Annotated in this window: 21 protein-coding genes; 9 read left to right on the top strand and 12 right to left on the bottom strand. The window is 56.4% G+C overall.

Features of this window, described 5'->3' with window-relative positions:
* Positions 1-21 precede the first annotated feature (21 nt).
* Positions 22-1,944, bottom strand: coding sequence for an acetyl-CoA hydrolase/transferase C-terminal domain-containing protein (locus tag D8U82_RS07285; RefSeq protein ID WP_130901954.1), 1,923 nt, complete (start codon positions 1,942-1,944; stop codon positions 22-24).
* A gap of 591 nt (positions 1,945-2,535) precedes the next feature.
* On the opposite strand from D8U82_RS07285, the gene lanM reads away from it, so the two are divergent.
* Genes lanM through D8U82_RS07265 form a run of 4 tightly spaced genes read left to right on the top strand, consistent with a single transcriptional unit; the run spans position 2,536 to position 7,938 of the window.
* A complete protein-coding gene (gene lanM, locus D8U82_RS07280) occupies positions 2,536-5,466 on the top strand; it encodes a type 2 lanthipeptide synthetase LanM (RefSeq protein WP_125925373.1) in 2,931 nt (976 codons plus the stop codon).
* Positions 5,463-6,341, top strand: a complete 879-nt coding sequence (locus D8U82_RS07275; RefSeq protein WP_125916825.1) for an ABC transporter transmembrane domain-containing protein — start codon at positions 5,463-5,465, stop codon at positions 6,339-6,341. Before lanM ends, D8U82_RS07275 begins: the two co-directional genes overlap by 4 nt.
* A gap of 3 nt (positions 6,342-6,344) precedes the next feature.
* The gene (locus D8U82_RS07270) at positions 6,345-7,226 is read left to right on the top strand and encodes an ABC transporter ATP-binding protein/permease (RefSeq protein ID WP_130901953.1); all 882 of its coding nucleotides are present in this window, start codon (positions 6,345-6,347) and stop codon (positions 7,224-7,226) included.
* Entirely contained in the window at positions 7,219-7,938 is a 720-nt protein-coding gene (locus D8U82_RS07265; protein WP_125916829.1) for an AAA family ATPase, read from the top strand. Before D8U82_RS07270 ends, D8U82_RS07265 begins: the two co-directional genes overlap by 8 nt.
* A gap of 55 nt (positions 7,939-7,993) precedes the next feature.
* Here D8U82_RS07265 and D8U82_RS07260 read toward each other — a convergent pair whose 3' ends face one another.
* From D8U82_RS07260 to dadA, 5 genes are all read right to left on the bottom strand, one after another.
* Positions 7,994-8,407: a c-type cytochrome gene (locus tag D8U82_RS07260; protein WP_130901966.1), complete on the bottom strand. Its 414-nt coding sequence runs from the start codon at positions 8,405-8,407 to the stop codon at positions 7,994-7,996.
* A 181-nt stretch (positions 8,408-8,588) separates the two neighbouring features.
* Entirely contained in the window at positions 8,589-9,137 is a 549-nt protein-coding gene (locus D8U82_RS07255; protein WP_016772566.1) for a cupin domain-containing protein, read from the bottom strand.
* Between the two features lie 88 nt (positions 9,138-9,225).
* The gene (alr, locus tag D8U82_RS07250; protein ID WP_130901952.1) at positions 9,226-10,299 is read right to left on the bottom strand and encodes an alanine racemase; all 1,074 of its coding nucleotides are present in this window, start codon (positions 10,297-10,299) and stop codon (positions 9,226-9,228) included.
* A 93-nt stretch (positions 10,300-10,392) separates the two neighbouring features.
* Complete coding sequence (locus tag D8U82_RS07245) at positions 10,393-10,746, bottom strand: RidA family protein (protein ID WP_016772564.1); 354 nt, start codon at positions 10,744-10,746, stop codon at positions 10,393-10,395.
* A complete protein-coding gene (gene dadA / locus D8U82_RS07240) occupies positions 10,718-12,022 on the bottom strand; it encodes a D-amino acid dehydrogenase (RefSeq protein WP_122506211.1) in 1,305 nt (434 codons plus the stop codon). Before dadA ends, D8U82_RS07245 begins: the two co-directional genes overlap by 29 nt.
* Positions 12,023-12,175: 153 nt before the next feature.
* Between dadA and D8U82_RS07235 the strand changes: the two genes are divergently transcribed.
* The gene (locus D8U82_RS07235) at positions 12,176-12,664 is read left to right on the top strand and encodes an Lrp/AsnC ligand binding domain-containing protein (protein WP_010465173.1); all 489 of its coding nucleotides are present in this window, start codon (positions 12,176-12,178) and stop codon (positions 12,662-12,664) included.
* A 120-nt stretch (positions 12,665-12,784) separates the two neighbouring features.
* Here the strand turns inward: D8U82_RS07235 and D8U82_RS07230 are convergent, their stop codons facing one another.
* Positions 12,785-13,138 carry a YkgJ family cysteine cluster protein gene (locus D8U82_RS07230; protein WP_130901965.1) on the bottom strand — a complete coding sequence of 118 codons (354 nt, stop codon included), beginning with the start codon at positions 13,136-13,138 and terminating at the stop codon, positions 12,785-12,787.
* A 146-nt stretch (positions 13,139-13,284) separates the two neighbouring features.
* Here D8U82_RS07230 and D8U82_RS07225 point away from each other — a divergent pair, with 146 nt between their 5' ends.
* Positions 13,285-14,595, top strand: coding sequence for an FAD-binding oxidoreductase (locus D8U82_RS07225; RefSeq protein WP_130901951.1), 1,311 nt, complete (start codon positions 13,285-13,287; stop codon positions 14,593-14,595).
* 120 nt (positions 14,596-14,715) lie between these two features.
* Here the strand turns inward: D8U82_RS07225 and D8U82_RS07220 are convergent, their stop codons facing one another.
* Positions 14,716-14,958 carry a DUF1127 domain-containing protein gene (locus tag D8U82_RS07220; protein ID WP_016772560.1) on the bottom strand — a complete coding sequence of 81 codons (243 nt, stop codon included), beginning with the start codon at positions 14,956-14,958 and terminating at the stop codon, positions 14,716-14,718.
* Positions 14,959-15,133: 175 nt separating this feature from the next.
* Between D8U82_RS07220 and D8U82_RS07215 the strand changes: the two genes are divergently transcribed.
* Both D8U82_RS07215 and D8U82_RS07210 read left to right on the top strand, forming a co-directional pair.
* Positions 15,134-16,555 (top strand): PLP-dependent aminotransferase family protein, encoded by a 1,422-nt coding sequence (locus D8U82_RS07215; protein ID WP_041476641.1) that lies wholly within the window; start codon positions 15,134-15,136, stop codon positions 16,553-16,555.
* Positions 16,556-16,616: 61 nt separating this feature from the next.
* Positions 16,617-18,185 (top strand): phospholipase D family protein, encoded by a 1,569-nt coding sequence (locus tag D8U82_RS07210; RefSeq protein ID WP_024014795.1) that lies wholly within the window; start codon positions 16,617-16,619, stop codon positions 18,183-18,185.
* A gap of 104 nt (positions 18,186-18,289) precedes the next feature.
* Here D8U82_RS07210 and D8U82_RS07205 read toward each other — a convergent pair whose 3' ends face one another.
* Both D8U82_RS07205 and D8U82_RS07200 read right to left on the bottom strand, forming a co-directional pair.
* Complete coding sequence (locus tag D8U82_RS07205) at positions 18,290-19,435, bottom strand: MFS transporter (RefSeq protein ID WP_016772557.1); 1,146 nt, start codon at positions 19,433-19,435, stop codon at positions 18,290-18,292.
* Positions 19,436-19,697: 262 nt separating this feature from the next.
* Positions 19,698-21,191: an aldehyde dehydrogenase gene (locus D8U82_RS07200; RefSeq protein ID WP_016772556.1), complete on the bottom strand. Its 1,494-nt coding sequence runs from the start codon at positions 21,189-21,191 to the stop codon at positions 19,698-19,700.
* A gap of 236 nt (positions 21,192-21,427) precedes the next feature.
* On the opposite strand from D8U82_RS07200, the gene D8U82_RS07195 reads away from it, so the two are divergent.
* Positions 21,428-21,790, top strand: a complete 363-nt coding sequence (locus D8U82_RS07195) for a cupin domain-containing protein (protein ID WP_130901950.1) — start codon at positions 21,428-21,430, stop codon at positions 21,788-21,790.
* A gap of 161 nt (positions 21,791-21,951) precedes the next feature.
* Here D8U82_RS07195 and rpmG read toward each other — a convergent pair whose 3' ends face one another.
* Entirely contained in the window at positions 21,952-22,107 is a 156-nt protein-coding gene (gene rpmG, locus D8U82_RS07190) for a 50S ribosomal protein L33 (RefSeq protein WP_016772554.1), read from the bottom strand.
* A gap of 11 nt (positions 22,108-22,118) precedes the next feature.
* Positions 22,119-22,352, bottom strand: coding sequence for a 50S ribosomal protein L28 (gene rpmB, locus D8U82_RS07185; protein ID WP_007920377.1), 234 nt, complete (start codon positions 22,350-22,352; stop codon positions 22,119-22,121).
* Positions 22,353-22,390: the final 38 nt, after the last annotated feature.

Here is a 22,390-nt window from a genome sequence, read left to right as displayed (position 1 = left end):
AGTGGGTTCTCGGCTGGTCAGTTATTGCGCGGTAGCTTTGAGGCCTGTGAGCAGCAGGCGTTGGAAAAGGTCCTCCTTCAAGCCTTCCGGATTCGTCAGCTGCATCCGCTCAAGATGTTCCGGGAACACTGAGGCCTCCGGCGCATCCAGCGCTGCCTTGCCCAAGTCGAGAATCTCGGTCAGCTTGAACTTGCTCTTCAGCCAGTTCAGCGCCCGCAGCAGATCCCGTTCGATGGCGGTGAAATCACAGCCCAGCGGATACTCCGGAAACAGGTTCGGATGCCGTGCGGCAATCGCCTGCAAGCGTTGCGGTGTGTTGTCGGCAAATCGTGGATCGAGACGGAAGTCCTTCGGCAGCTTGCCGACTGTCTGCGCCTGTTCGATCAGTCCCGGCTGAAACCGCGAGTCGCTGATATTGAGCAACGCTTCGATCACCGCCGCGTCGGGTTTGCCGCGCAGATCAGCGATGCCGTACTCGGTGACGACGATGTCGCGCAGGTGCCGCGGGATCGTGCAGTGGCCGTAGTCCCAGACGATATTGGAGCTGACCTCGCCGCCGGACTCACGCCAGCTGCGCAGGATCAACATCGATCGCGCGCCTTCCAGCGCGTGGCCCTGAGCAACAAAGTTGTACTGCCCACCGACACCGCTGAGCACGCGTCCGTCCGCCAATTGATCAGCCACCCCGGCGCCGAGCAGAGTCATGGTGAACACGGTGTTGATGAAGCGCGCATCGATGCGCTGCAAGCGCTTGAGCTCTTCTTGGCCGTACAGCTCGTTGATGTAGCTGATGCGGGTCATGTTGAATTCCAGCAGCTTGCTTTGCGGCAACTCGCGCAGCCGCTCATAAAAACTGCGCGGGCCAAGGAAGAAGCCGCCGTGCACCGAGATACCGTCGGGCTGCGCGGCTTCGTCGAGGGTACCGGCGTTGGCCTGCTCCTGAGTCGGCACATCCGGATAGACCTTGCGCCGAATGATCCCGGCATCCGCCAATACCAACAGCCCGTTGACGAACATCTCGCTGCAACCGTAAAGGCCTTTGGCAAATGGCGCGGTGCCGCCCTCGCGCTGGATCAATTGCGCCCATTGGCTGAGGTTGATGTCATCGAGCAACGCCTGATAACCGGCGTTATCGGCCTGACGGGCAAGTAGCGCAGCAGTCAACGCATCCCCCATCGAGCCGATACCAATTTGCAATGTGCCGCCATCGCGCACCAGCGTACTGGCGTGCAAGCCAATGAAATGATCCTGAAAGCCCACCGGCATGTTCGGCGTGGAAAACAGCGTGCTGCTGTCCTTTTCGTCGATCAGCAAATCAAACGTGTCGATATCGACTTCCGCATCGCCGGGCATGTACGGCAGATCCGTATGCACCTGGCCGACCAGCACAATGGTCTCCCCCGCCTCGCGGCGCTTGGCGATCATCGGCAACAGGTCGAGGGTGATGTCCGGGTTGCAGCTCAGGCTCAGACGATCGGGATGCTCACTGTTGCTGGCCAGCAGTTGCGCCACAAGGTTCAGGCCCGCCGCATTGATGTCGCGAGCGGCATGGCTGTAATTGCTGCTGACGTAATCCTGCTGCGCCGGCGCGCTGTTGAGCAGACTGCCAGGCTGCATGAAAAACTGCTGGATACGGATGTTGGCGGGCAGGCTGTCGCGCTGCAGATCGGCGAGTAAATCGAACTCCGGATAATCACCAAACACGCGCTCGACGAAGGGCTCGATAAAGCGCTTCTGCAAGCCATCGCCCAGATTCGGCCGACCGAGGCACAGCGCGGTATAGATCGTCAGCTGCCGCTCGGGCAGCTCCCTGATCCGCCGGTACAGCGCGTTGACGAAGTGATTCGGCTTGCCCAACCCCAGCGGCAGGCCCATGTGGATGTGCGCAGGCAAACGCGCCAATACGTCGTCCACCGCCTGTTCGATCGAACACAACTGCACCATCTGAAGCCTCCCGCCCGTTCCGTTGATAGGGGTAGACCGAGATTGCCGGGGAATTACTTCAGAGGGAAGGTGATTAAAAAGAAAAACCGCGAAATTTCTTGATGGGTCGAACCTCAAGTTAGGTTGCAAATACCTACAAAAAATATATAGCAATAACAATGAATTGTCCGCGCCCAATGAATCACCTCACAAACTTCTAGGTATTTTTCCTACATCGAACCGAATTTAATCATGCATGACTACAGGAAGCGTCTGAATTGAAGTTATTTCAATCCTCGCTAGGATTCATAACGTAACACTCCAGAAACTTATGCCATCAAGGCAAACACTAATTCACGTCAAGGCTCAATTATGGAAATCGACTTCTTAGCAATCCGTCGTGCCCGAGCACGCGTTCTAAACTCAACGACACCAATCTCAACTTTGGCGATTCAAGCATTCAGTAACTTGAGCGCAGCAAGCAGCGGTTCACGACCATGCACTAGCTGCTGTTCACAGTGTTGGCAAGGATGCTGCTACGCGACCTATATGTAAATAAAATTGGGTGGCACTCGAACCGAGTGGCCGCCCTCACTATTTAAGGATAAGACAATGAAAAATCCTAAAGATTTTTTAAGCGGAACAACGCCCATGAAACGCGGCTACGCTACTGACTGTCCAGTCTGGCCATACCTGTCTTATTACATCTTCCATATCGAAAAACAATTTCCGAAATCATGTAAAAACAACGAAGCATTGAAATCAACGGTCATCAATGGCTTTGTAACCAACCTTGCAGCACGACTTACTAACGCGGCAAATAATGTCTTGATAACGGAAAAAATAGTGTTTGAAAAGACCATCAGCAGCAAAATGGAGACTTCTGCATATTTCAAATTGGTTGGTGAAAATAGGAACTACCTCCTCGACATTATTAGCGCCTACCCTGAAATGGATCGAGTCCTGACCAAACTTTCAAATAATTTTATCGAATTCACGATACAGTTAGTCCTCGCTCTCATCGAAGACAGACAAGATATAAACAAACAATTCGATATACCGACCGGATCCACACTTTCCTCCGTTGATGTTTCATCCAGCGAAACTCACATTGGATCTAGGACCGTTTGTATACTTTCTTTTGGTTCCATTAAGATAATTTACAAACCGAGAAATTTGGAACTTGAAGCCGAAGCATCTGATTTACTACTGCATTTGAGCAATGCTGCCGGAGATGATTACGAAAACTGGAAATTACCAAGGTATCTTGTAAAAAAAGAACACGGCTGGTCAGAGCACACACCTCAAACTCAGGCAGAAAACGAAGCCGAAGTTTCTTCTTACTTTAAAAGAGCTGGATTTCTTTTAGGCTACTGCACCACTTTTATGGCCGCCGATATTACCTCTGACAATTTGATTGCACATGGCGCAAGCCCTATCCCAATTGATCTCGAAACCATTTTCTATAGCACCCTTAATATTGAAACCATTCCAAAAGAAGTACGCTGGAATGTCACCCAAACAAGCATACTTCCAAACTGGACGTGGAAAGGCACCGACGGCATAGGTGTAGACCTGAGTGCGTTAGGTGGACTATCGGAGCAATATGTCAGCTTAAATCTGTATCAACATCTGGAAGACGAGAGTGGACAGAGCCAGTTTGGCATGGACGGAGTGAAAATATTTCCAAACCAAAACGTTTTGTATATCGATGGAAAAGCGGCGCAGCCGTGGCACTACGAAAAAGAAATCATTGAAGGCCTGAACAAATTGTTCTCCATTGTGAATAGTAATCAGGCTTCAATCATCGAAATTATTGGTTCTCTCCGAGGAAGAAGAAATAGGTATATTCCGAGGCCGACCGCCACATATCACTACGCTATCCAATGCTCCTTGCATGCGACTTTAATGCGATGCACTAAAAAACGTAGAGCCTTCCTAGAGAACATTCTCAATAACGACACCGCCCCTGCCATAGGCTTTCTCAAGGCAGAGATCGCCGCTTGCTTGGATTTAGACGTACCTTTTGCTCAAGGACAAACTGGGGCCCTTGAATTCTTTGAACCAAGATACGATGGCAATGGCCACCTAGATAGCAATGACTATATAAACGGAATCGATAACAGCCTCCAATACGTTCAAACCATGAGCAAGAACAGAATCGCATTTGAAGAAAAACTGACTGCGAATACTTTATTAGCAATGAAAAATATGTATGAACATGGTGATAAGCTGACGGACCACACATTCAGACAATACGACGACCTGAACGACCCTCGGTATTCAAACGTAGATGAGATCATTAACAAACTCAGGTCATCATCAGAGGTCAATGCGAAGTTGATCAATGAGATGTTAGGCAGTGAAATTTCCAGCAATGGACTTTGGTTGGGATTTCATTCATCACCTGGCGGTTACATGGAGTTCTCAGAGTTAGGGGACGATTTCTACTACGGCCTGTCCGGCATTCTCTACGGGTGCGTGGTCGCTACTAGCCGCAGCAGCGCTATAGATAAAAAGCTGGTAAGCCAACTGCTAAATATTTGTTACAGCAGAGTGATCCAAAAACTTTCGAATAAAGGTACGCATTTAGGTGGTTTTCACTTCGGCTTATCCTCCGCAATTATACCGCTATTGATAAGCCTAGACTATTTTGATGATGAAAGGGAACACGAACTACTACAACTCTACAAGAGATATGTTGAAGAGGCACTCATTGAGCCTTGGTGGCAAAAATACTTTTGGGGCTCGGACTTTCTATCAGGTATGTTCGGAACTTTAAACGTACTGACTCATCTCTTCAGCCTCACGAAAGACAAATGCTTTTCTGATTTAGCGAAATCCTTATACGATAAGTTAAAAACAGAACTCACGCCTATAGCCGGCCGCAAACTAGCGACATTTGATAATGCAGTCACTACTAGAAGCGATGCTCTATTGAGCGGATTGTCCCATGGCATTATGGGGTGCGCATATTCGTTATTTTATTTCAACGATCTGATCGCAAAAGACGACTCAATCAAGAATTTATTCTTAGGATTTCTATCTTGGGAGCTCGACCAATATGATGGAACGATTGAAAACTGGCATGACTATAGAAAACGTTCAGCATCAAGTGCGGGCGAGTTTTCATGGAGCCATGGCTTACCAGGAAACTTCTTGGCAATAGATTATTTTGCTAGAAAGGGAGTGAGACTGGCAACAGAGTTCTTGGAGAAACATCCGTCTAAGACTGCATTTTCTTACTACGATCTAGAAAAAAGAAAGCGCCCTATTAACGACTCTTTATGTCATGGCGCTTTTGGAATTCTTAATATAATTAAAAAGCTTTCACCAGATTCGCTAAGTAACCCTAAGATATTTCTATGGTCAAACATCATCAACCTCAGTGAGCAAAGCAGTCGAAACCTTAGAACAAAGACTGCAGATCCTTTGGGTTTGTGGATTGGAAGAGTGGGATCGCTAATCGGCTCAATTGGGCTAATCGAGCATGACTATGAATTTCCATTCCTCCCCCACCAAATGGGGTTTCTAGAATCATGAAGGATAATCTAAAACTCTGCTGCTTTGGTGTAGGCATTGCGATTCTTACAAGCGCATCACCCTATTTAATAGGCAACTCAATCAATCTATACTTGGCAAGTGACAGTTTATATTTATACGCGCTCGCGGGCGCTTCGTTCTCCCTCATCGCCACGCCCCCATTAAAGCTGGCAGCCAACATCTATCTACAAAAAACCGCGTCCAAAACAAGATTTATTCTGAAGAAGGCAATCCTGAATCACCTACTAGACAGAAGCTTCGAGCATACGCAAAAACCAGGCGAGCGGATCGAACTCATCGATGGCGACGTTGATGGCTCGATATATTTGTATCACTCAATTTATCTGGATGTATCGCTGAACTGCAGCATCATTATCGCTGCTCTCCTGGTGACTGCCCACTATCATCCACTTCTGGCACTCGCACCACTTACCGGCCTCGTTTATGCTATTGCGGCATACCTTATAACTCGAAAAAATAGCAACTCACTGTTTGCTGAGTACGTTCAAGAAAACACCGTAACAATAGGCGCCATCTGTGAGCTTTTGCTTAATGCAAAGCCATACACCAACAGGATCAAGATCGATATAAAAAATATCGAGCGCCTCGCTTTTCGCTCAAGTCTCAAAGCCACAACATTCGAATCAATGTCAGGCACATGTTATCCGGTAGCGATAGTGGTTTTATTATTGGTATCGGCCCATCTGCTAAGCGTTGGCGAAACGAATATAGGCTCAATTTTTGCCTCAGCCATCTATCTTGAACGCGTTCTGAGCCCCACGATGTCACTGATATCTATCTACTACTCGAGCAGAGAGGCATCTTATAGACGTAGTCGAATTCGTAGCTACGAACTGCAGCACGAGGGGCATTGAACTATGTTTATATGCTTGCGAAATAACCTGACCGTTTTTCTGCTTTCGGTTATTTGCCTTACCGTAGCAAGTATATGTCAATTGTTAATACCATCAGTCATCGCAAAGAGCCTGTCGGCTCTTACTACTGGCTCCATTAAGGCTGAATTTTATTTCACTCTTATCGCTGTTTTTCTAACCAAGCTATCAAGCCAAGCTCTGGGCAATTCCTTGGCAACGCTCATAGAAGCAAGATCCCGCTTTCTACTTATCAACTTCATTGTGCATGATAAACGCCCCTCTCCATTATGTTATCGGGTGACATTGATAAAAGAAGACGCGGAAAAAATTGCTTCCGTCATTCATGACACAATCCACCTCATGGGCTCTTGCATTTTGACGGTTTCCGCAGCCTATATTCTGCTCCGGGAAAACATCTATTTCTTCCTGCCCATCGCTTTAATTATTGTGTTGACGTGTGTGCAATTAAGATTTGCCAAGCCTGTAATCCAGCGGTTATATGCAGCAGAAATGTCGAAGGAAGATTTGTACAAAGAGTCGCTTATCAGCGCCTTCAACGTTTCCAGCGATGGCAAGCAAAGTAAAATGCAACTCATCAGAAGCTATGGATATTTGAAGGACACGGTAAGAGCACGCTACAAGTATCTGAAAGCAAGCGCCATACAATCCTTCTGGCCGGAAATGGCTATATCGGCGGGGACGGTATCGGTTATTTTCTTCAGCGCCGCTGCCACGCCGGAATTATTTGGCGAGCGTCTTATTGCCTGTCTCGGTTATATCGGAATTTTTACCATGGCCAGCACTGGTTCGATAAGACTCGGCATAACGATGATTGGCGTGAAGGTATCCGTCGATAGAATCTTCAGAGGGCATCGATATGAATGATCTGTTTATCCAGCAAATACGCCTGAAGCCAGACATGACGGTGGGTGACCGGCTACAAAACCTCTTCCCGCTTGAGCTCAGCAACTCGATAACGGTTTTTATCGGCGAAAATGGTGCTGGGAAATCCACATTACTTGAAGCTATTGCCATCAAGTCAGGCTGCAATCCAGAAGGCGGTGGGAAGAATTTCAATTTCTCGACTGAGAATACTCATTCAAAACTGTACGAAAGCCTGACGCTCTCAAAAGGCTACCGAAGGGAGAAGGACGTTTTTTTCTACAGGGCAGAAACCTTCTACAACTTGAATACTGCAATTCGCAAGCTTGATGCAGAGGCGAGCTTTGATCCCGAAATAAAGAGCTACTACGGCGGCGTGGATATGCATTGCCTGTCGCACGGTGAAGCCATGGAGGCGTTGTTTCAACATCGATTCAAAGCCCAAGGTCTGTATGTGCTCGACGAGCCGGAAGCATCGTTATCCCCGTTGAGGCAATTGGTTTTTATCAACCGGATAATGGAGCTGTCGCGCGGCGGCGCGCAGTTCATCATCGCTACTCACTCTCCCCTCATCATGTCGATCCCGGGATGTGATCTTAGGCAGATATCAGGAGGGCGCTGCGAGCAAATAGCGCCTGAAGATACCGATGCTTACGCCGTGTACAAAGCGGTGCTCAATTCTGCCGGCGCCTACATCACGAAAAACATGCAGTGAGATTGCAGGCACAAAAAAACCGTCCGAAGACGGTTTTTTTCAAAGCCGGCGCTGATTACAGACCGGACATCTCTTTGATCGCGCCCTTGAGCTCTTCATCGGTGCAATCGGCGCAGGTGCCTTTTGGCGGCATGGCGTTGATGCCGGTGATGGCCTTGGCAAGGATGCCATCCAGACCACCCTGGTGATCGGCCCGCTCCTTCCAGGCTGCGGTGTCACCGATCTTCGGCGCGCCAAGCAGGCCCGTACCGTGGCAAGCGTTACAGTGCTTAGCGATCACGTCTTTAGGGGCTTTCGCCCCGCCACCACCGCCAGCGGTAGCAGCCACTTCCATACCTTTGCATTCCTGCCCTTGAACACACACCTGGCCGACGGGCTCGAGGCGTTTGGCGATGTCGTCATTTGTCGCAGCTTGAGCGCTGACAGCCCAGAGGGCCAGTACGGTTGCTGGTGCAGCCAGCATTTTCATAATTAGGTTCACGCGTTCACCCTCAATGGTGGCTATTCACGCCTGCGGCCACGGTTCGCAGGCGGGCGCAAGTATAGCGGGTAGGCCGCTGTACTGAAACAACCCCATGGTTAGAGGGGTCTTGTTGCCCATCGGTAAAACGGTTCTGGGGCCTTTGCCGTATTGGCCTGGCGCCTTCTGCTTAGAAATTCGCCGGCGTGGCTGCGCTGATTAGTCGCGCCGGCACGTCGAACGGGTTACGGAAGCGATGCGGCTTGGTACTTTCAAAATAGTAGCTGTCGCCGGCTTCGAGGATAAAAGTTTCCAGACCCACCACCAGTTCGAGGCGACCTTCCACCAGAATCCCGGTTTCCTCGCCCTCATGGGTGAGCATTTCTTCGCCGGTGTCGGCGCCCGGCGGGTAGATTTCGTTGAGGAAGGCGATGGCGCGGCTCGGGTGCGCGCGGCCGACCAGTTTCATGGTCACGGCGCCGTCGGAGATGTCGATCAGCTCATTGGCCTTGTAGACGATCTGGGTCGGTTGGTCCTGCAGGATCTCTTCGGAAAAGAACTCGACCATTGACATGGGAATGCCGCCGAGCACCTTTCTCAGCGAACTGATCGAAGGGCTGACGCTGTTCTTTTCGATCATCGAAATGGTGCTGTTGGTGACGCCCGCACGTTTGGCGAGTTCACGCTGGGAAAGCCCTTTGAGCTTGCGGATCGATTGCAGTCGTTCACCGACGTCCAAGGCGGGAGCCTCCTGATGTTGTAAGAATATTGAGCGTTATCATGGCGACAGCGTTCAGTATTTACAACAGCTGGCCCCCGCAGCGGCGTCAACCCTCGGAATAGAGCCTTGGCACCCGTTTCAGGTTGCAGAAGATCTGATACGGGATGGTATCGGCCCACTTTGCCACGTCGCTGGCGAGGATGTTTTTACCCCACAGCTCGACAGTTGAACCAAGCCCCGCTTCCGCTACGTCGGTCAGATCGATGCAGAGCATGTCCATCGACACGCGCCCTAGCAGGCGGCTGGGTTTGCCCGCCACCAGCACGGGTGTGCCGGTCGGTGCCTGGCGCGGGTAGCCGTCGGCGTAACCCATAGCGACCACGCCGATGCGCATCGGCTTGTCGGTGATGAACCTGGCGCCATAACCGATCGGCTCGCCGGCCGGCAATTCACGCACACTGATGACTTTCGATTCGAGGGTCATCACCGGTTGCAGGCGTTCAGCGACGGCGTTGGCTTCTTCGAACGGGGTCGCGCCGTAGAGCATGATGCCCGGGCGGACCCAATCGCTTTGGATTTCTGGCCAACCGAGCACGGCTGGCGAGTTGCGCAAGCTGACTTCCGCCGCCAGCCCCTGACGCGCCGCTTCGAACACCGCGACCTGCTCGGCGCTGCTCTGCGCATGGAGTTCATCAGCGCGGGCGAAATGGCTCATCAACACGATTTTCGCCACCTTGCCGCTGGCCAGCAGACGTTGATAGGCCGCTGGATAATCCTTCGCATGCAGGCCGACGCGGTGCATGCCGGAATCGAGCTTGAGCCATACCGTGAGCGGTTTGCTCAGGACTGCCTGCTCGATCGCTTCGAGCTGCCACAGCGAATGCACCACGCACCAGAAATCATGCTCGACGATCAACGCCAGCTCATCAGCTTCGAAGAAGCCTTCCAGCAGCAGTACCGGCGCGCGAATCCCGGCGGAACGCAGCTCCAGTGCTTCTTCGATACAAGCCACGGCAAAACCATCCGCCTCGGCTTCCAGCGCCTGGGCGCAACGCACCGCGCCATGGCCATACGCGTCCGCCTTGATCACCGCGAGCGCCTTGGCGCCGGTGACTTCGCGGGCAATTCGGTAGTTGTGACGCAGGGCTTGAAGGTCGATCAGGGCACGGGCAGGACGCATGGCGGCAGACTTCTGGGCGGTCATGGGAAGAAAAACCGGCGCTGACTGACGACGTGAACCGCCAACAGCACCGGGAGAGGGATCTTGGGAACGTTATGGCAGCGCGGCGACGATGGAGATCTCCACCAGAATGCTCGGCTTGGCCATCTTCGCTTCGACGGTGGCGCGGGCCGGCGCGGCGCCTTTGGGCAGCCACTGGTCCCACACCGCGTTCATTCCGGCGAAGTGCGCTTCGATGTCATTCAAATAGATCGTTGCCGACAACAGATGCTGTTTGTCCGTCCCGGCCAGATCGAGCAGACGTTCGATATTGGCGAGCACGTCGCGGGTCTGCTGTTCAATTCCGGCGTCGAAGTCGTCGCCGACCTGCCCGGCCAGATACACGGTGCCGTTGTGGCTGACGATCTGACTCATGCGCTCATTGGTGAGCTGGCGCTGGATTGACATGTTTTGCGGACTCCTGGGTCTGGTTGCCGTAACGGGAAATATCGAGGCCTTCAGCGCTGATCTGCGGCTTTTTCTTCGCCATCAGGTCGGCGAGCAAACGGCCGGAACCACAGGCCATGGTCCAGCCGAGCGTACCGTGACCGGTGTTGAGAAACAGATTCTTGAACGGCGTGGCGCCAACGATCGGCGTACCGTCCGGCGTGGTCGGACGCAGGCCGGTCCAGAAACTCGCTTCGGCCAGATTGCCGCCCTGAGGATAAAGGTCGTTGACGATCATCTCCAGGGTTTCGCGCCGACGCGGGTTCAGCGACAGATCAAAACCGGCGATCTCGGCCATGCCGCCGACGCGGATGCGGTTGTCGAAACGGGTGATCGCGACCTTGTAGGTCTCGTCGAGAATGGTCGACGTCGGCGCCATGTCCGGGTTGGTGATCGGCACGGTCAGCGAGTAGCCCTTGAGCGGATACACCGGGGCCTTGATGCCCAACGGCTTGAGCAGCTGCGGCGAGTAACTGCCGAGCGCCAGCACGTAGCGGTCAGCGGTTTCCAGCTTGCCGTCAATCCACACGCCGTTGATTCGATCACCGGCGTAGTCGAGTTTCTGGATGTCCTGGCCGAAACGGAATTCCACGCCGAGCTTGCGCGCCATTTCAGCGAGACGGGTGGTGAACATCTGGCAGTCGCCGGTCTGGTCATTGGGCAGACGCAGCGCGCCAGCGAGAATGTCAGTCACGCCTGCCAGCGCCGGTTCGACGCGGGCGATGCCGGCGCGGTCGAGGACTTCAAACGGCACACCGGATTCTTTCAGCACGGCGATGTCCTTGGCGGCGTTATCCAGTTGCGCCTGAGTACGGAACAACTGCGTGGTGCCGAGGCTGCGGCCTTCGTAGGCGATTCCGGTTTCGGCGCGCAATTCATCGAGGCAGTCACGGCTGTACTCGGACAGACGCACCATGCGCTCCTTGTTCACCGCGTAACGGCTGGCGGTGCAGTTGCGCAGCATTTGCGCCATCCACAGGTATTGGTCGATATCGGCGGTGGCCTTGATCGCCAATGGCGCATGGCGTTGCAGCAACCACTTGATGGCCTTGAGCGGCACGCCCGGCGCGGCCCACGGCGAGGCGTAACCCGGCGAGACCTGGCCGGCGTTGGCGAAACTGGTCTCCATGGCCGCAGCAGGCTGCCGGTCGACCACCACCACTTCAAACCCGGCACGGGCCAGATAGTAAGCACTGGCGGTACCGATGACGCCGCTACCCAAGACCATGACGCGCATTTTCAATCCCTCATCGCGGCTTTTCGCCGAACTGTTTGTTAGAGCAATGATGGGCGCAGTGTAAAAAAGAAATGCCAGTGCTTTTCACTATATAAGCGCCTATATTTGGCGACAATTCTCGGCAAAAACCCTTTTCACGGAGGCGCATCCCCTATGCGTACCAACACTCAGACCAAACGTGAGCTGGACAAGATCGACCGCAATATCCTGCGCATCCTCCAGGCGGACGGGCGGATTTCCTTCACCGAACTGGGGGAAAAGGTCGGCCTCTCGACCACGCCGTGCACCGAGCGCGTGCGGCGTCTGGAGCGCGAAGGGATCATCATGGGCTACAACGCCCGGCTCAATCCGCAGCATTTGAAGGGTAGCCTGCTGGTGTTTGTCGAGATCAGCCTCGACTACAAATCCGGCGACACATTCGAAGAATTCAGACGCGCGGTGCTGAAGCTGCCGCATGTGCTGGAGTGCCATTTGGTTTCAGGGGATTTCGACTATCTGGTGAAGGCGCGGATTTCCGAGATGGCCTCGTATCGCAAACTGCTCGGCGACATTCTGTTGAAGCTGCCGCATGTGCGTGAATCGAAGAGCTATATCGTCATGGAAGAGGTGAAAGAGAGCCTGTGCCTGCCGATTCCGGATTGATCACCGCAATGATCGTTCCCATGCTCTGCGTGGGAATGCAGCCCGGGACGCTCTGCGTCCCAAAGGCCGAACGCGGAGCGTCCGAAGAGGCATTCCCACGCAGAGCGTGGGAACGATCGCTTACACCAACACCTGCCGATTCGCCGCCATGCACTCGAATATCTGCTTCTCCACCCGCGGATGAATCAGCTCCACCGGCCGCCGCTCGTTCGGGCATGGCAGCGTCTTGGTCGTACCAAACAATCGACAGATCAGCGGTCGCTCTTCATACACCGTGCAGCCATCCGGCCCCAGGTGCACACAGTTGAGTTCTTCCAGCGCGGCATCCTGCTCGGCGCGGGTCTTGCGCGGCAGCCGGGCCATTTCCTCGGGCGAGGTGGTCACCGGCCCGCAGCAGTCGTGGCAGCCCGGCACGCAGTCGAACGCGGGGATCTGCTGACGCAGGTTGCGGATTTTCTGGCTGTTGCAGCTCATCGAAACGGTGACCAAAGTGGCGGGATAACGATTGTGCCGCAAAAGCCCGGATCCAGACACCGCCGGCCGACCGATGTTGCCCACGTTCGGGCGTGCGGCTTATGCTCCGTCAAATTTTCTCGACACTCAGCCGTTGGATGATGCCCATGACCGCCCGCGCCCAGACCACCGCGAGCCAACCCCACGTTGCCTCTTATTACGCCGCCAGCAGCCTGCCGCAGCCTGACCATCCCGTGCTGCAAGGCGAGGTGGTGGCGGATGTCTGCGTGGTCGGTGGCGGCTTTTCCGGGCTGAACACGGCGCTGGAACTCGCCGAACGCGGTTTCAGCGTGGTGTTGCTGGAAGCGCACCGGATCGGCTGGGGCGCCAGCGGTCGCAACGGCGGGCAGTTGATTCGCGGTGTCGGTCACGGCCTTGATCAGTTCGCCAATGTCATCGGTGCCGAAGGCGTGCGCGAGATGAAACTCATGGGCCTGGAAGCGGTGGAGATTGTCCGCCGGCGCGTCGAGCGTTTCGCCATTGCCTGCGACCTGACCTGGGGCTACTGCGACCTCGCCAACAAGCCTTCCGATCTCGACGGTTTTGCCGAAGATGCCGAAGAGTTGCGCGGCCTCGGTTACCGCTACGAAACCCGCTTGCTGCAAGCGAACGAAATGCACACCGTGGTCGGTTCCAAGCGCTATGTCGGCGGCTTGATCGACATGGGCTCCGGACATCTGCATCCGCTGAATCTGGCACTGGGCGAAGCGGCAGCGGCGCAGCAACTGGGCGTGCAGCTGTTCGAGCGTTCGGCAGTGACGCGCATCGATTACGGCCCCGAAGTAAAGGTGCACACCGCGCAAGGCTCGGTGCGGGCGAAGACCCTGGTGCTGGGCTGCAATGCCTATCTCAATGACTTGAACCCGCAACTGAGCGGCAAGGTCCTGCCCGCCGGCAGTTACATCATCGCCACCGAACCGCTGAGCGCAGAGCAGGCGCACAACCTGCTGCCGCAGAACATGGCGGTCTGCGACCAGCGGGTGGCGCTGGATTACTACCGGCTCTCGGCGGATCGACGTTTGCTGTTCGGCGGCGCGTGTCATTACTCGGGACGCGATCCGAAAGACATCGGCGCCTATATGCAGCCGAAGATGCTTGAAGTGTTCCCGCAACTGGCCGGGGTGAAAATCGATTATCAGTGGGGCGGAATGATCGGCATCGGTGCCAACCGCCTGCCGCAGATTGGCCGGCTCGCCGAGCAGCCGAACGTGTATTACGCCCAGGCGTATTCCGGACATGGCGTGAATGCCACACACCTGGCCGGCAAGCTGCTTGCCGAAGCAATCAGCGGGCAGCACAGCGGCGGCTTTGATCTGTTCGCCAAGGTGCCGCACATCACCTTCCCGGGCGGCAAGCATTTGCGCTCGCCGTTGTTGGCGTTGGGGATGTTGTGGCATCGGCTGAAAGAGTTGGTCTGACGAATCAGGATCGTTCCCACGCTCCGCGTGGGAATGCATCCAGTGACGCTCTGCGTCACAGCGGACGCAGAGCGTCCGGGGCGGCGTTCCCACGCAGAGCGTGGGAACGCTCTGTGGTATTCATATCCGCCAAAACGGCTTCAATCCCTCCTCCCTTGCCTGCTCCAGCGTCAGCCCGACATCCTTGAGCTGCTCCGGCGTCAGTCCCAACAACGCCTTGCGCGTGTGCAGACGATGCCAGAACAGACCCCAGCGACTGAGGCCGGACGGTGCGTTACGCAGCAGATTGCGCGCGCTGTCCTTCTGCCCTGCCGCCAGTTCCTGACTGTGTAACGTCAGCCGCACATCGCTCAAGCCGTTCATTTTCGTTGCTCCTGTTTACTTGGGTAGCCAGAGATTCCATGATGCGCGGGCGAGCAAAACCATTACAGACTCAAAGAACCTGTATTAACTCCATACAGATTTGCCGATTCACCGACTGAATGACTGATTTTTGCCGCATCTGTACTGGTTTCCACCAAGACGCACCGAGGCCACCATGACTCTGTATGTAAATCTCGCCGAATTGCTCGGCACCCGCATCGAACAAGGCTTCTATCGTCCTGGCGATCGCTTGCCGTCGGTTCGAGCCTTGAGCGTCGAGCACGGAGTCAGTTTGAGCACGGTGCAGCAGGCCTATCGCGTGCTTGAAGACAGCGGTCTGGCCACGCCGAAACCGAAGTCTGGCTACTTTGTGCCAGTCGGCCGCGAATTGCCGGAGCTGCCCGCCGTAGGCCGCCCCGCGCAACGGCCGGTAGAGATTTCGCAATGGGATCAGGTGCTGGAACTCATTCGCGCGGTACCGCGCAAGGACGTTGTGCAATTGGGCCGTGGCATGCCCGATGTTGGCTCACCTACCATGAAGCCGCTGCTGCGCGGACTGGCGCGAATCAGCCGGCGGCAGGACATGCCCGGTCTGTATTACGACAACATCCACGGCAACCTCGAACTGCGTGAACAGATCGCACGGCTGATGCTCGATTCCGGCTGCCAGTTGAGCGCCAGCGATCTCGTGATTACCACTGGCTGCCACGAAGCGCTGTCCACCAGCATCCACGCGATCTGCGAGCCGGGTGACATCGTCGCGGTGGACTCGCCGAGCTTCCACGGCGCCATGCAGACCCTCAAAGGCCTGGGCATGAAAGCCCTGGAAATCCCCACCGATCCGCTCACCGGGATCAGCCTCGACGCCTTGGAACTGGCGCTGGAACAGTGGCCGATCAAGGCCATTCAGCTCACCCCCAACTGCAACAACCCCCTCGGATACGTCATGCCCGAGTCGCGCAAACGCGCGCTGTTGACGTTGGCCCAGCGTTTCGACGTGGCGATCATTGAAGACGATGTGTATGGCGAACTGGCCTATACCTACCCGCGCCCGCGCACGATCAAATCCTTCGATGAAGACGGCCGCGTGTTGCTCTGCAGCTCGTTCTCCAAAACCTTGGCGCCGGGGCTGCGCATCGGCTGGGTGGCGCCGGGCCGATATCTGGAGCGAGTGCTGCACATGAAATACATCAGCACCGGCTCCACCGCACCACAACCGCAGATCGCCATCGCCGAATTCATCAAGGCCGGCCATTTCGAGCCGCACTTGCGGCGTATGCGCATGCAGTACCAACGCAATCGTGACGCGATGATCGACTGGGTGACGCGCTACTTTCCCGCTGGCACCCGCGCGAGTCGCCCGCAGGGCAGCTTCATGCTCTGGGTGGAACTGCCGGAGGGCTTCGACACGCTGAAACTGAATCGCGCGCTGCACGATCAGGGCGTACAGATTGCCGTTGGCAGCATCTTTTCCGCCTCGGGCAAGTACCGCAATTGTTTACGGATGAACTACGCTGCCAAACCAACAGCGCAGATCGAAGAAGCGGTGCGTAAAGTCGGCGCTGCGGCAATCAAACTACTCGCTGAGACCGACTGACCTTTTTTGCGCGCCCGGCGTCCAAATTGCCGACCTCAGCCGCCAACCGGAACGACCCTACGTGAGCTTCAGACAGCCCTTACTCGCTTCACTGATACTCGCCTCGTTCCTCAGCGGCTGCGCCAGCCTCGATGTGCCGCGCGAACCAAGCCAGGCCCTGCCGGCGTCGGACTCCAGCTTCGGCCGCTCGATCCAGGCTCAGGCCGCACCCTACAAAGGGCAATCGGGGTTTCGTCTGCTCTCGGACAGCGGTGAGGCCTTTACCGCCCGGGCCGAGCTGATTCGCCATGCCCAGGTCAGCCTCGATTTGCAGTACTACATCGTCCACGACGGCATCAGCACGCGGATGTTGGTGGAGGAAGTGCTCAAGGCGGCCGACCGTGGCGTGCGCGTGCGCATCCTGCTCGACGACACCACCAGCGACGGCCTCGACCAGATCATCGCGACGCTGGCGGCACATCCGCAGATCCAGATTCGTTTGTTCAATCCTTTGCACCTGGGGCGCAGCACCGGCGTAACGCGCGCGGCCGGGCGACTGTTCAATCTGTCCGTGCAGCATCGGCGCATGCACAACAAGTTGTGGCTGGCGGACAACAGCGCGGCCATCGTCGGCGGGCGCAATCTGGGCGATGAATATTTCGACGCCGAACCCAACCTGAATTTCACCGACATCGACATGCTCAGCATCGGCCCGGTGGCCGAACAGCTCGGACACAGTTTCGACCAGTACTGGAACAGCGCGCTGAGCAAGCCGATCGACGAATTCCTCTCCAGCCAGCCGACCGCCGCTGACCTGGAAAACACGCGCACGCGCCTGGAAGAATCACTGGAAGAAACTCGCAAGCAGAACCACGCGCTCTATCAACAGTTGATGAAGTTCACAACCGACCCGCGCATGGACATCTGGCGTAAAGAGCTGATCTGGGCCTGGAACCAGGCCTTGTGGGACGCGCCGAGCAAGGTCCTGTCCAAGGGCGAACCGGATCCGCATCTGCTGCTGACCACGCAGCTGGCGCCGGAACTGACCGGCGTCAGCAAAGAGCTGATCATGATTTCCGCCTACTTCGTGCCCGGCCAGCCGGGGCTGGTCTACCTGACCGGGCGCGCCGATGCCGGGGTCTCCGTGAGCCTGCTGACCAATTCACTGGAGGCCACCGACGTGCCGGCGGTGCATGGCGGTTATGCGCCCTATCGCAAGGCGTTGCTTGAACACGGGGTGAAACTCTATGAACTGCGCCGCCAGCCTGGGGATAACTATGGCAGCGGGCCGCGGGTGTTCTACAGCAAGTCGTTTCGCGGTTCGGATTCGAGTTTGCACAGCAAGGCGATGATCTTCGACCGGCGCAAGTCGTTTATCGGCTCGTTCAATTTCGACCCGCGCTCGGTGCTGTGGAACACCGAAGTCGGCGTCCTGGTCGATAGCCCGGAACTGGCCGAGCACGTGCGCGCACTGGCGCTGCAAGGCATGGCGCCGACCTTGAGTTATCAGGCGAAACTCGAGGACGGCAAGGTCGTCTGGGTCACCGAGGACAACGGCCAGATGCACACTCTGACCAAGGAGCCGGGGAGCTGGTGGCGGCGCTTCAACTCGTGGTTCAGCACCAGCGTCGGCCTGGAGCGGATGTTGTAATCCTTTGTGGGAGCGAGCCTGCTCGCGAAAACGGTTTCACATCCAGCAAATGAGCTGACTGATGCACCGCTTTCGCGAGCAGGCTCGCTCCCACAGGAATGCGCTCAGGCAGCTTCTGCCGTTGTGCCAAAGGCGCCTTGGCGCAACAACAAAAGCACCAGACCAAACGCCCCAGCCGCCATCAACAGCGGCAACGCATGACCATTGATCCACTGACTGCCCGCCCCTGCCGCCAACGGCCCGACCAGACAACCGACACCCCACAACTGCGCGATATGCGCATTGGCGCGAACCAGCGCATCGTCTCGATAACGCTCGCCAATCAGAATCAGCGACAGGGTGAACAAGCCGCCGGCACTGGCGCCGAACAGCACCCACAACGGCCAGATCAGCAGCGTGTCGAGCAACATCGGAATGGCCAGACTCGACAGCATCAACACCACCGCGCATCCGGCGAACAGCGTGCGCCGCGACAGGTAATCGGCCAACGCGCCGATCGGTAATTGCAGCAGCGCATCGCCGACCACCACGGTGCTGACCATGGCCAGCGCGATTTCGGCGGTGAACCCTTGTTGCAGGCAGTACACCGGCAGCAGCGTCAGAATCATCGCCTCGAACGCGGCGAACAACGACACCGCCCAGGCAATCGCCGGCAACTCACGGGCGAAGCCCCATAGATCGCCAAACGTGACGCTGTTGGCTTCACTGCTCGGCGCCCCGCTGCGCCCCAGCAGCAGAAAGGGCGAGAGCGTCAGCAGACCGACCCCGACCCAGAAACCGTAATCATGCTCGGTACCGAGCGCACCCAGCAGCAACGGACCGGACAGTTGGCTCAGCGCATAGCTGCTGCCATACAGCGCTACCAGACGCCCGCGCCACTGCTCGACCACCAATTGATTGATCCAGCTCTCGCCGAGGATGAACACGATGGTCAGGATCACCCCGATCAGCAGGCGCAGCAGCAACCAGATCGGATAACTCGGCAGCAGTGCCAGCAGGCCGATCGACAATGCCCCGGCCCACAGGCACAGACGCATCAGGTTCGCCGTGCCGAAATACGCGGCGAGATGGCTGGAAATCTTCGCCCCCAGCAGCACGCCGATTGCCGGCATGGCTGCCATCACACCGATGGCGAACGAGCCGTAGCCCCAGCCCTCCAGACGCAACGACACCAGCGGCATGCTGACCCCCAGGGCCAGGCCGACACTCAAGACAGACGCCAACACGGCGAAATACGTCGCCCACCGCATGTTCCACGCTCCTGTGGATATTTTTATATGCACCACAAAATCACTGTGGGAGCGAGCCCCCGTGGCGAGGGGATTTATCCCCGTTGGGTCGCGCAGCGGCCCCAAAACCTGCAACCACGATGTACCAAGTACACCGCGTGCAAGGGTTTAGCGACTGCTTCGCAGCCGAACGGGGATAAATCCCCTCTCCACAGAGGCTCGCTCCCACAGGGGATCTCTGTTTGGTCTGGAAGCCCGGAGTGAGCGGGCTCCCTTCAGCGGCTTACAGCTTGATCCACGTCGCCTTCAACTCGGTGTACTTGTCGAAGGCATGCAGCGATTTGTCGCGACCGTTGCCCGACTGTTTGAAGCCACCGAACGGCGCGGTCATGTCGCCGCCATCGTACTGGTTGACCCACACGCTACCGGCGCGCAAGGCCTTGGCGGTCAGGTGCGCCTTGGAGATGTCCTGGGTCCACACCGCTGCGGCCAGACCGTATGGCGTGTCGTTGGCAATCTGGATGGCTTCTTCGGCGCTGTCGAAAGCGATCACCGACAACACTGGGCCGAAAATCTCTTCCTGGGCAATCTTCATCGCGTTGCTCACACCATCGAAAATGGTTGGCTCGACGTAAGTGCCACCGGTCTCCTGGAGGATGCGCTTGCCGCCGGCGACCAGTTTAGCGCCATCGCTATGGCCGGATTCGATGTACGACAGCACGGTGTTCATCTGCTGGGTATCGACCAGCGCACCGACGTTGGTCGCCGGGTCCAGCGGATTGCCCGGCTTCCAGGCTTTCAGCGCCTCGATCACCATTGGCAGGAATTTGTCCTTGATCGAACGCTCGACCAGCAGGCGCGAACCGGCGGTGCACACTTCGCCCTGGTTGAAGGCGATGGCGCTGGCGGCGGATTCAGCGGCGGCCTGCAGATCCGGCGCATCGGCGAAGACGATGTTCGGGCTCTTGCCACCGGCTTCCAGCCAGACGCGCTTCATGTTCGATTCGCCGGCATAGACCATGAGTTGCTTGGCAATCTTGGTCGAACCAGTGAACACCAGCGTGTCGACGTCATTGTGCAGACCCAGCGCCTTGCCGACGGTGTGGCCATAGCCCGGCAGCACGTTGAGCACGCCTTTCGGAATTCCGGCTTCAATGGCCAGCGCAGCGATGCGGATGGCGGTCAGCGGCGACTTTTCCGACGGCTTGAGGATCACCGAGTTACCGGTCGACAGCGCCGGGCCGAGTTTCCAGCAGGCCATCATCAGCGGGAAGTTCCACGGCACGATAGCGCCGACCACGCCCACCGGCTCACGGGTTACCAGACCTAGTTGGTCATGCGGGGTGGCGGCAACTTCGTCGTAGATCTTGTCGATCGCTTCACCGCTCCAGCTCAAAGCCTGCGCCGCACCCGGTACGTCGATGTACAGCGAATCGCTGATCGGCTTGCCCATGTCGAGGGTTTCCAGCAGCGCCAGTTCTTCAGCGTGCTGTTTCAGGAGGCTGGCGAAGCGGATCATGGTGGCTTTGCGTTTGGTCGGCGCCAGGCGCGACCAGACGCCGGAATTGAAAGTAGCGCGGGCGTTTTCTACAGCACGGTCGGCGTCGGCGGCGTCACAGCTGGCGATCTTGCCGAGCAGGCGGCCATCGACCGGGCTGATGCATTCGAAGGTTTCGCCGGAGACGGCGTCGGTGTATTCGCCATTCAGGAAGGCGCGGCCTTCGATTTTCAGATCGCGGGCGCGTTGTTCCCAGTCGGCACGAGTCAGGGTGGTCATTCGGGTGTCCTCCTCTTATTGAATACGAGCACCGCAAGCGCTGCGGCGCTGTTCAAGAATTCTGCCCGGCCAGCCTGCACTTTCGGCCCGAGGCACCCGCCACCCTAAACCAGCGACCGGGTTTGTTTCAATATATTTGACATAAGCTGGCTATACGGCCTTGCGGTGTTCATTTTAATAAACATAGACTTTGGCCCATTCCAGCCCACGCGCCGTCATTAGCGGAGAAAACAACAATGAACATCCAGAACGTCGTCGACATCAGCCTCGCCAGCAGCGAAGCCGAGCGCTATAGCCCGGACCCGGCGAAGGTGCTCAAGGGCGATCCTGAGCAGGCGGTGTTTCACCAATACGACAGCCCTTGTGGGCAAATGGGCGTGGGTGTGTGGGAAGGCGCGGTGGGTCAGTGGACGGTTAATTACACCGAGCATGAGTACTGCGAGATTCTGCAGGGGGTTTCGGTATTGCGTGACAGCGATGGCAATGCCAAGACCTTGCGCGTTGGCGATCGCTTCGTGATTCCGGCGGGGTTTCGCGGCACCTGGGAAGTGCTGGAGGCTTGCCGCAAGGTTTATGTGATCTTTGAACAGAAGGCTTGAGTCTTTGCGCTGATTTCACCGCCCTCTTCGCGAGCAGGCTCGCTCCCACATTCGAACGTATTCCATTGTGGGAGTGCAGGACAGGCAACACCAAATGCAAGGCAAACAAAAAAGGCCCGTATCTCACGATACGGGCCTTTTTCGCAGTCAGGAAAAATCAATTACTTGATTTTGCCTTCCTTGTACATCACGTGCTTGCGAACAACCGGATCATATTTCTTGATCTCGATTTTGTCCGGGGTAGTACGCTTGTTCTTGTCGGTAGTGTAGAAGTGACCAGTACCGGCGCTCGAGATCAAACGAATCAATTCACGCATGATTAGCTCCCTTAAATCTTGCCATCGCGGCGAAGTTCGGCGAGCACGACAGTGATGCCACGCTTGTCGATGATACGCATGCCTTTGGCAGATACGCGCAGACGCACAAAACGTTTCTCTTCTTCAACCCAGAAGCGGTGATGCTGCAGGTTCGGCAGGAAACGACGACGGGTTTTGTTGTTTGCGTGGGAAATGTTATTCCCAGTCACCGGACCCTTACCGGTAACTTGACATACTCTCGACATGCCTCAGCCCTCTAAAACCACATGCCCAACCCGGCATG

Source organism: Pseudomonas sp. Sample_23 (genome assembly GCF_004307595.1).
GTDB classification, from domain to species: domain Bacteria; phylum Pseudomonadota; class Gammaproteobacteria; order Pseudomonadales; family Pseudomonadaceae; genus Aquipseudomonas; species Aquipseudomonas atacamensis.
Note: the sequence above shows the minus strand (reverse complement) of the source record. Positions and strands in the feature narration are given on the sequence as shown.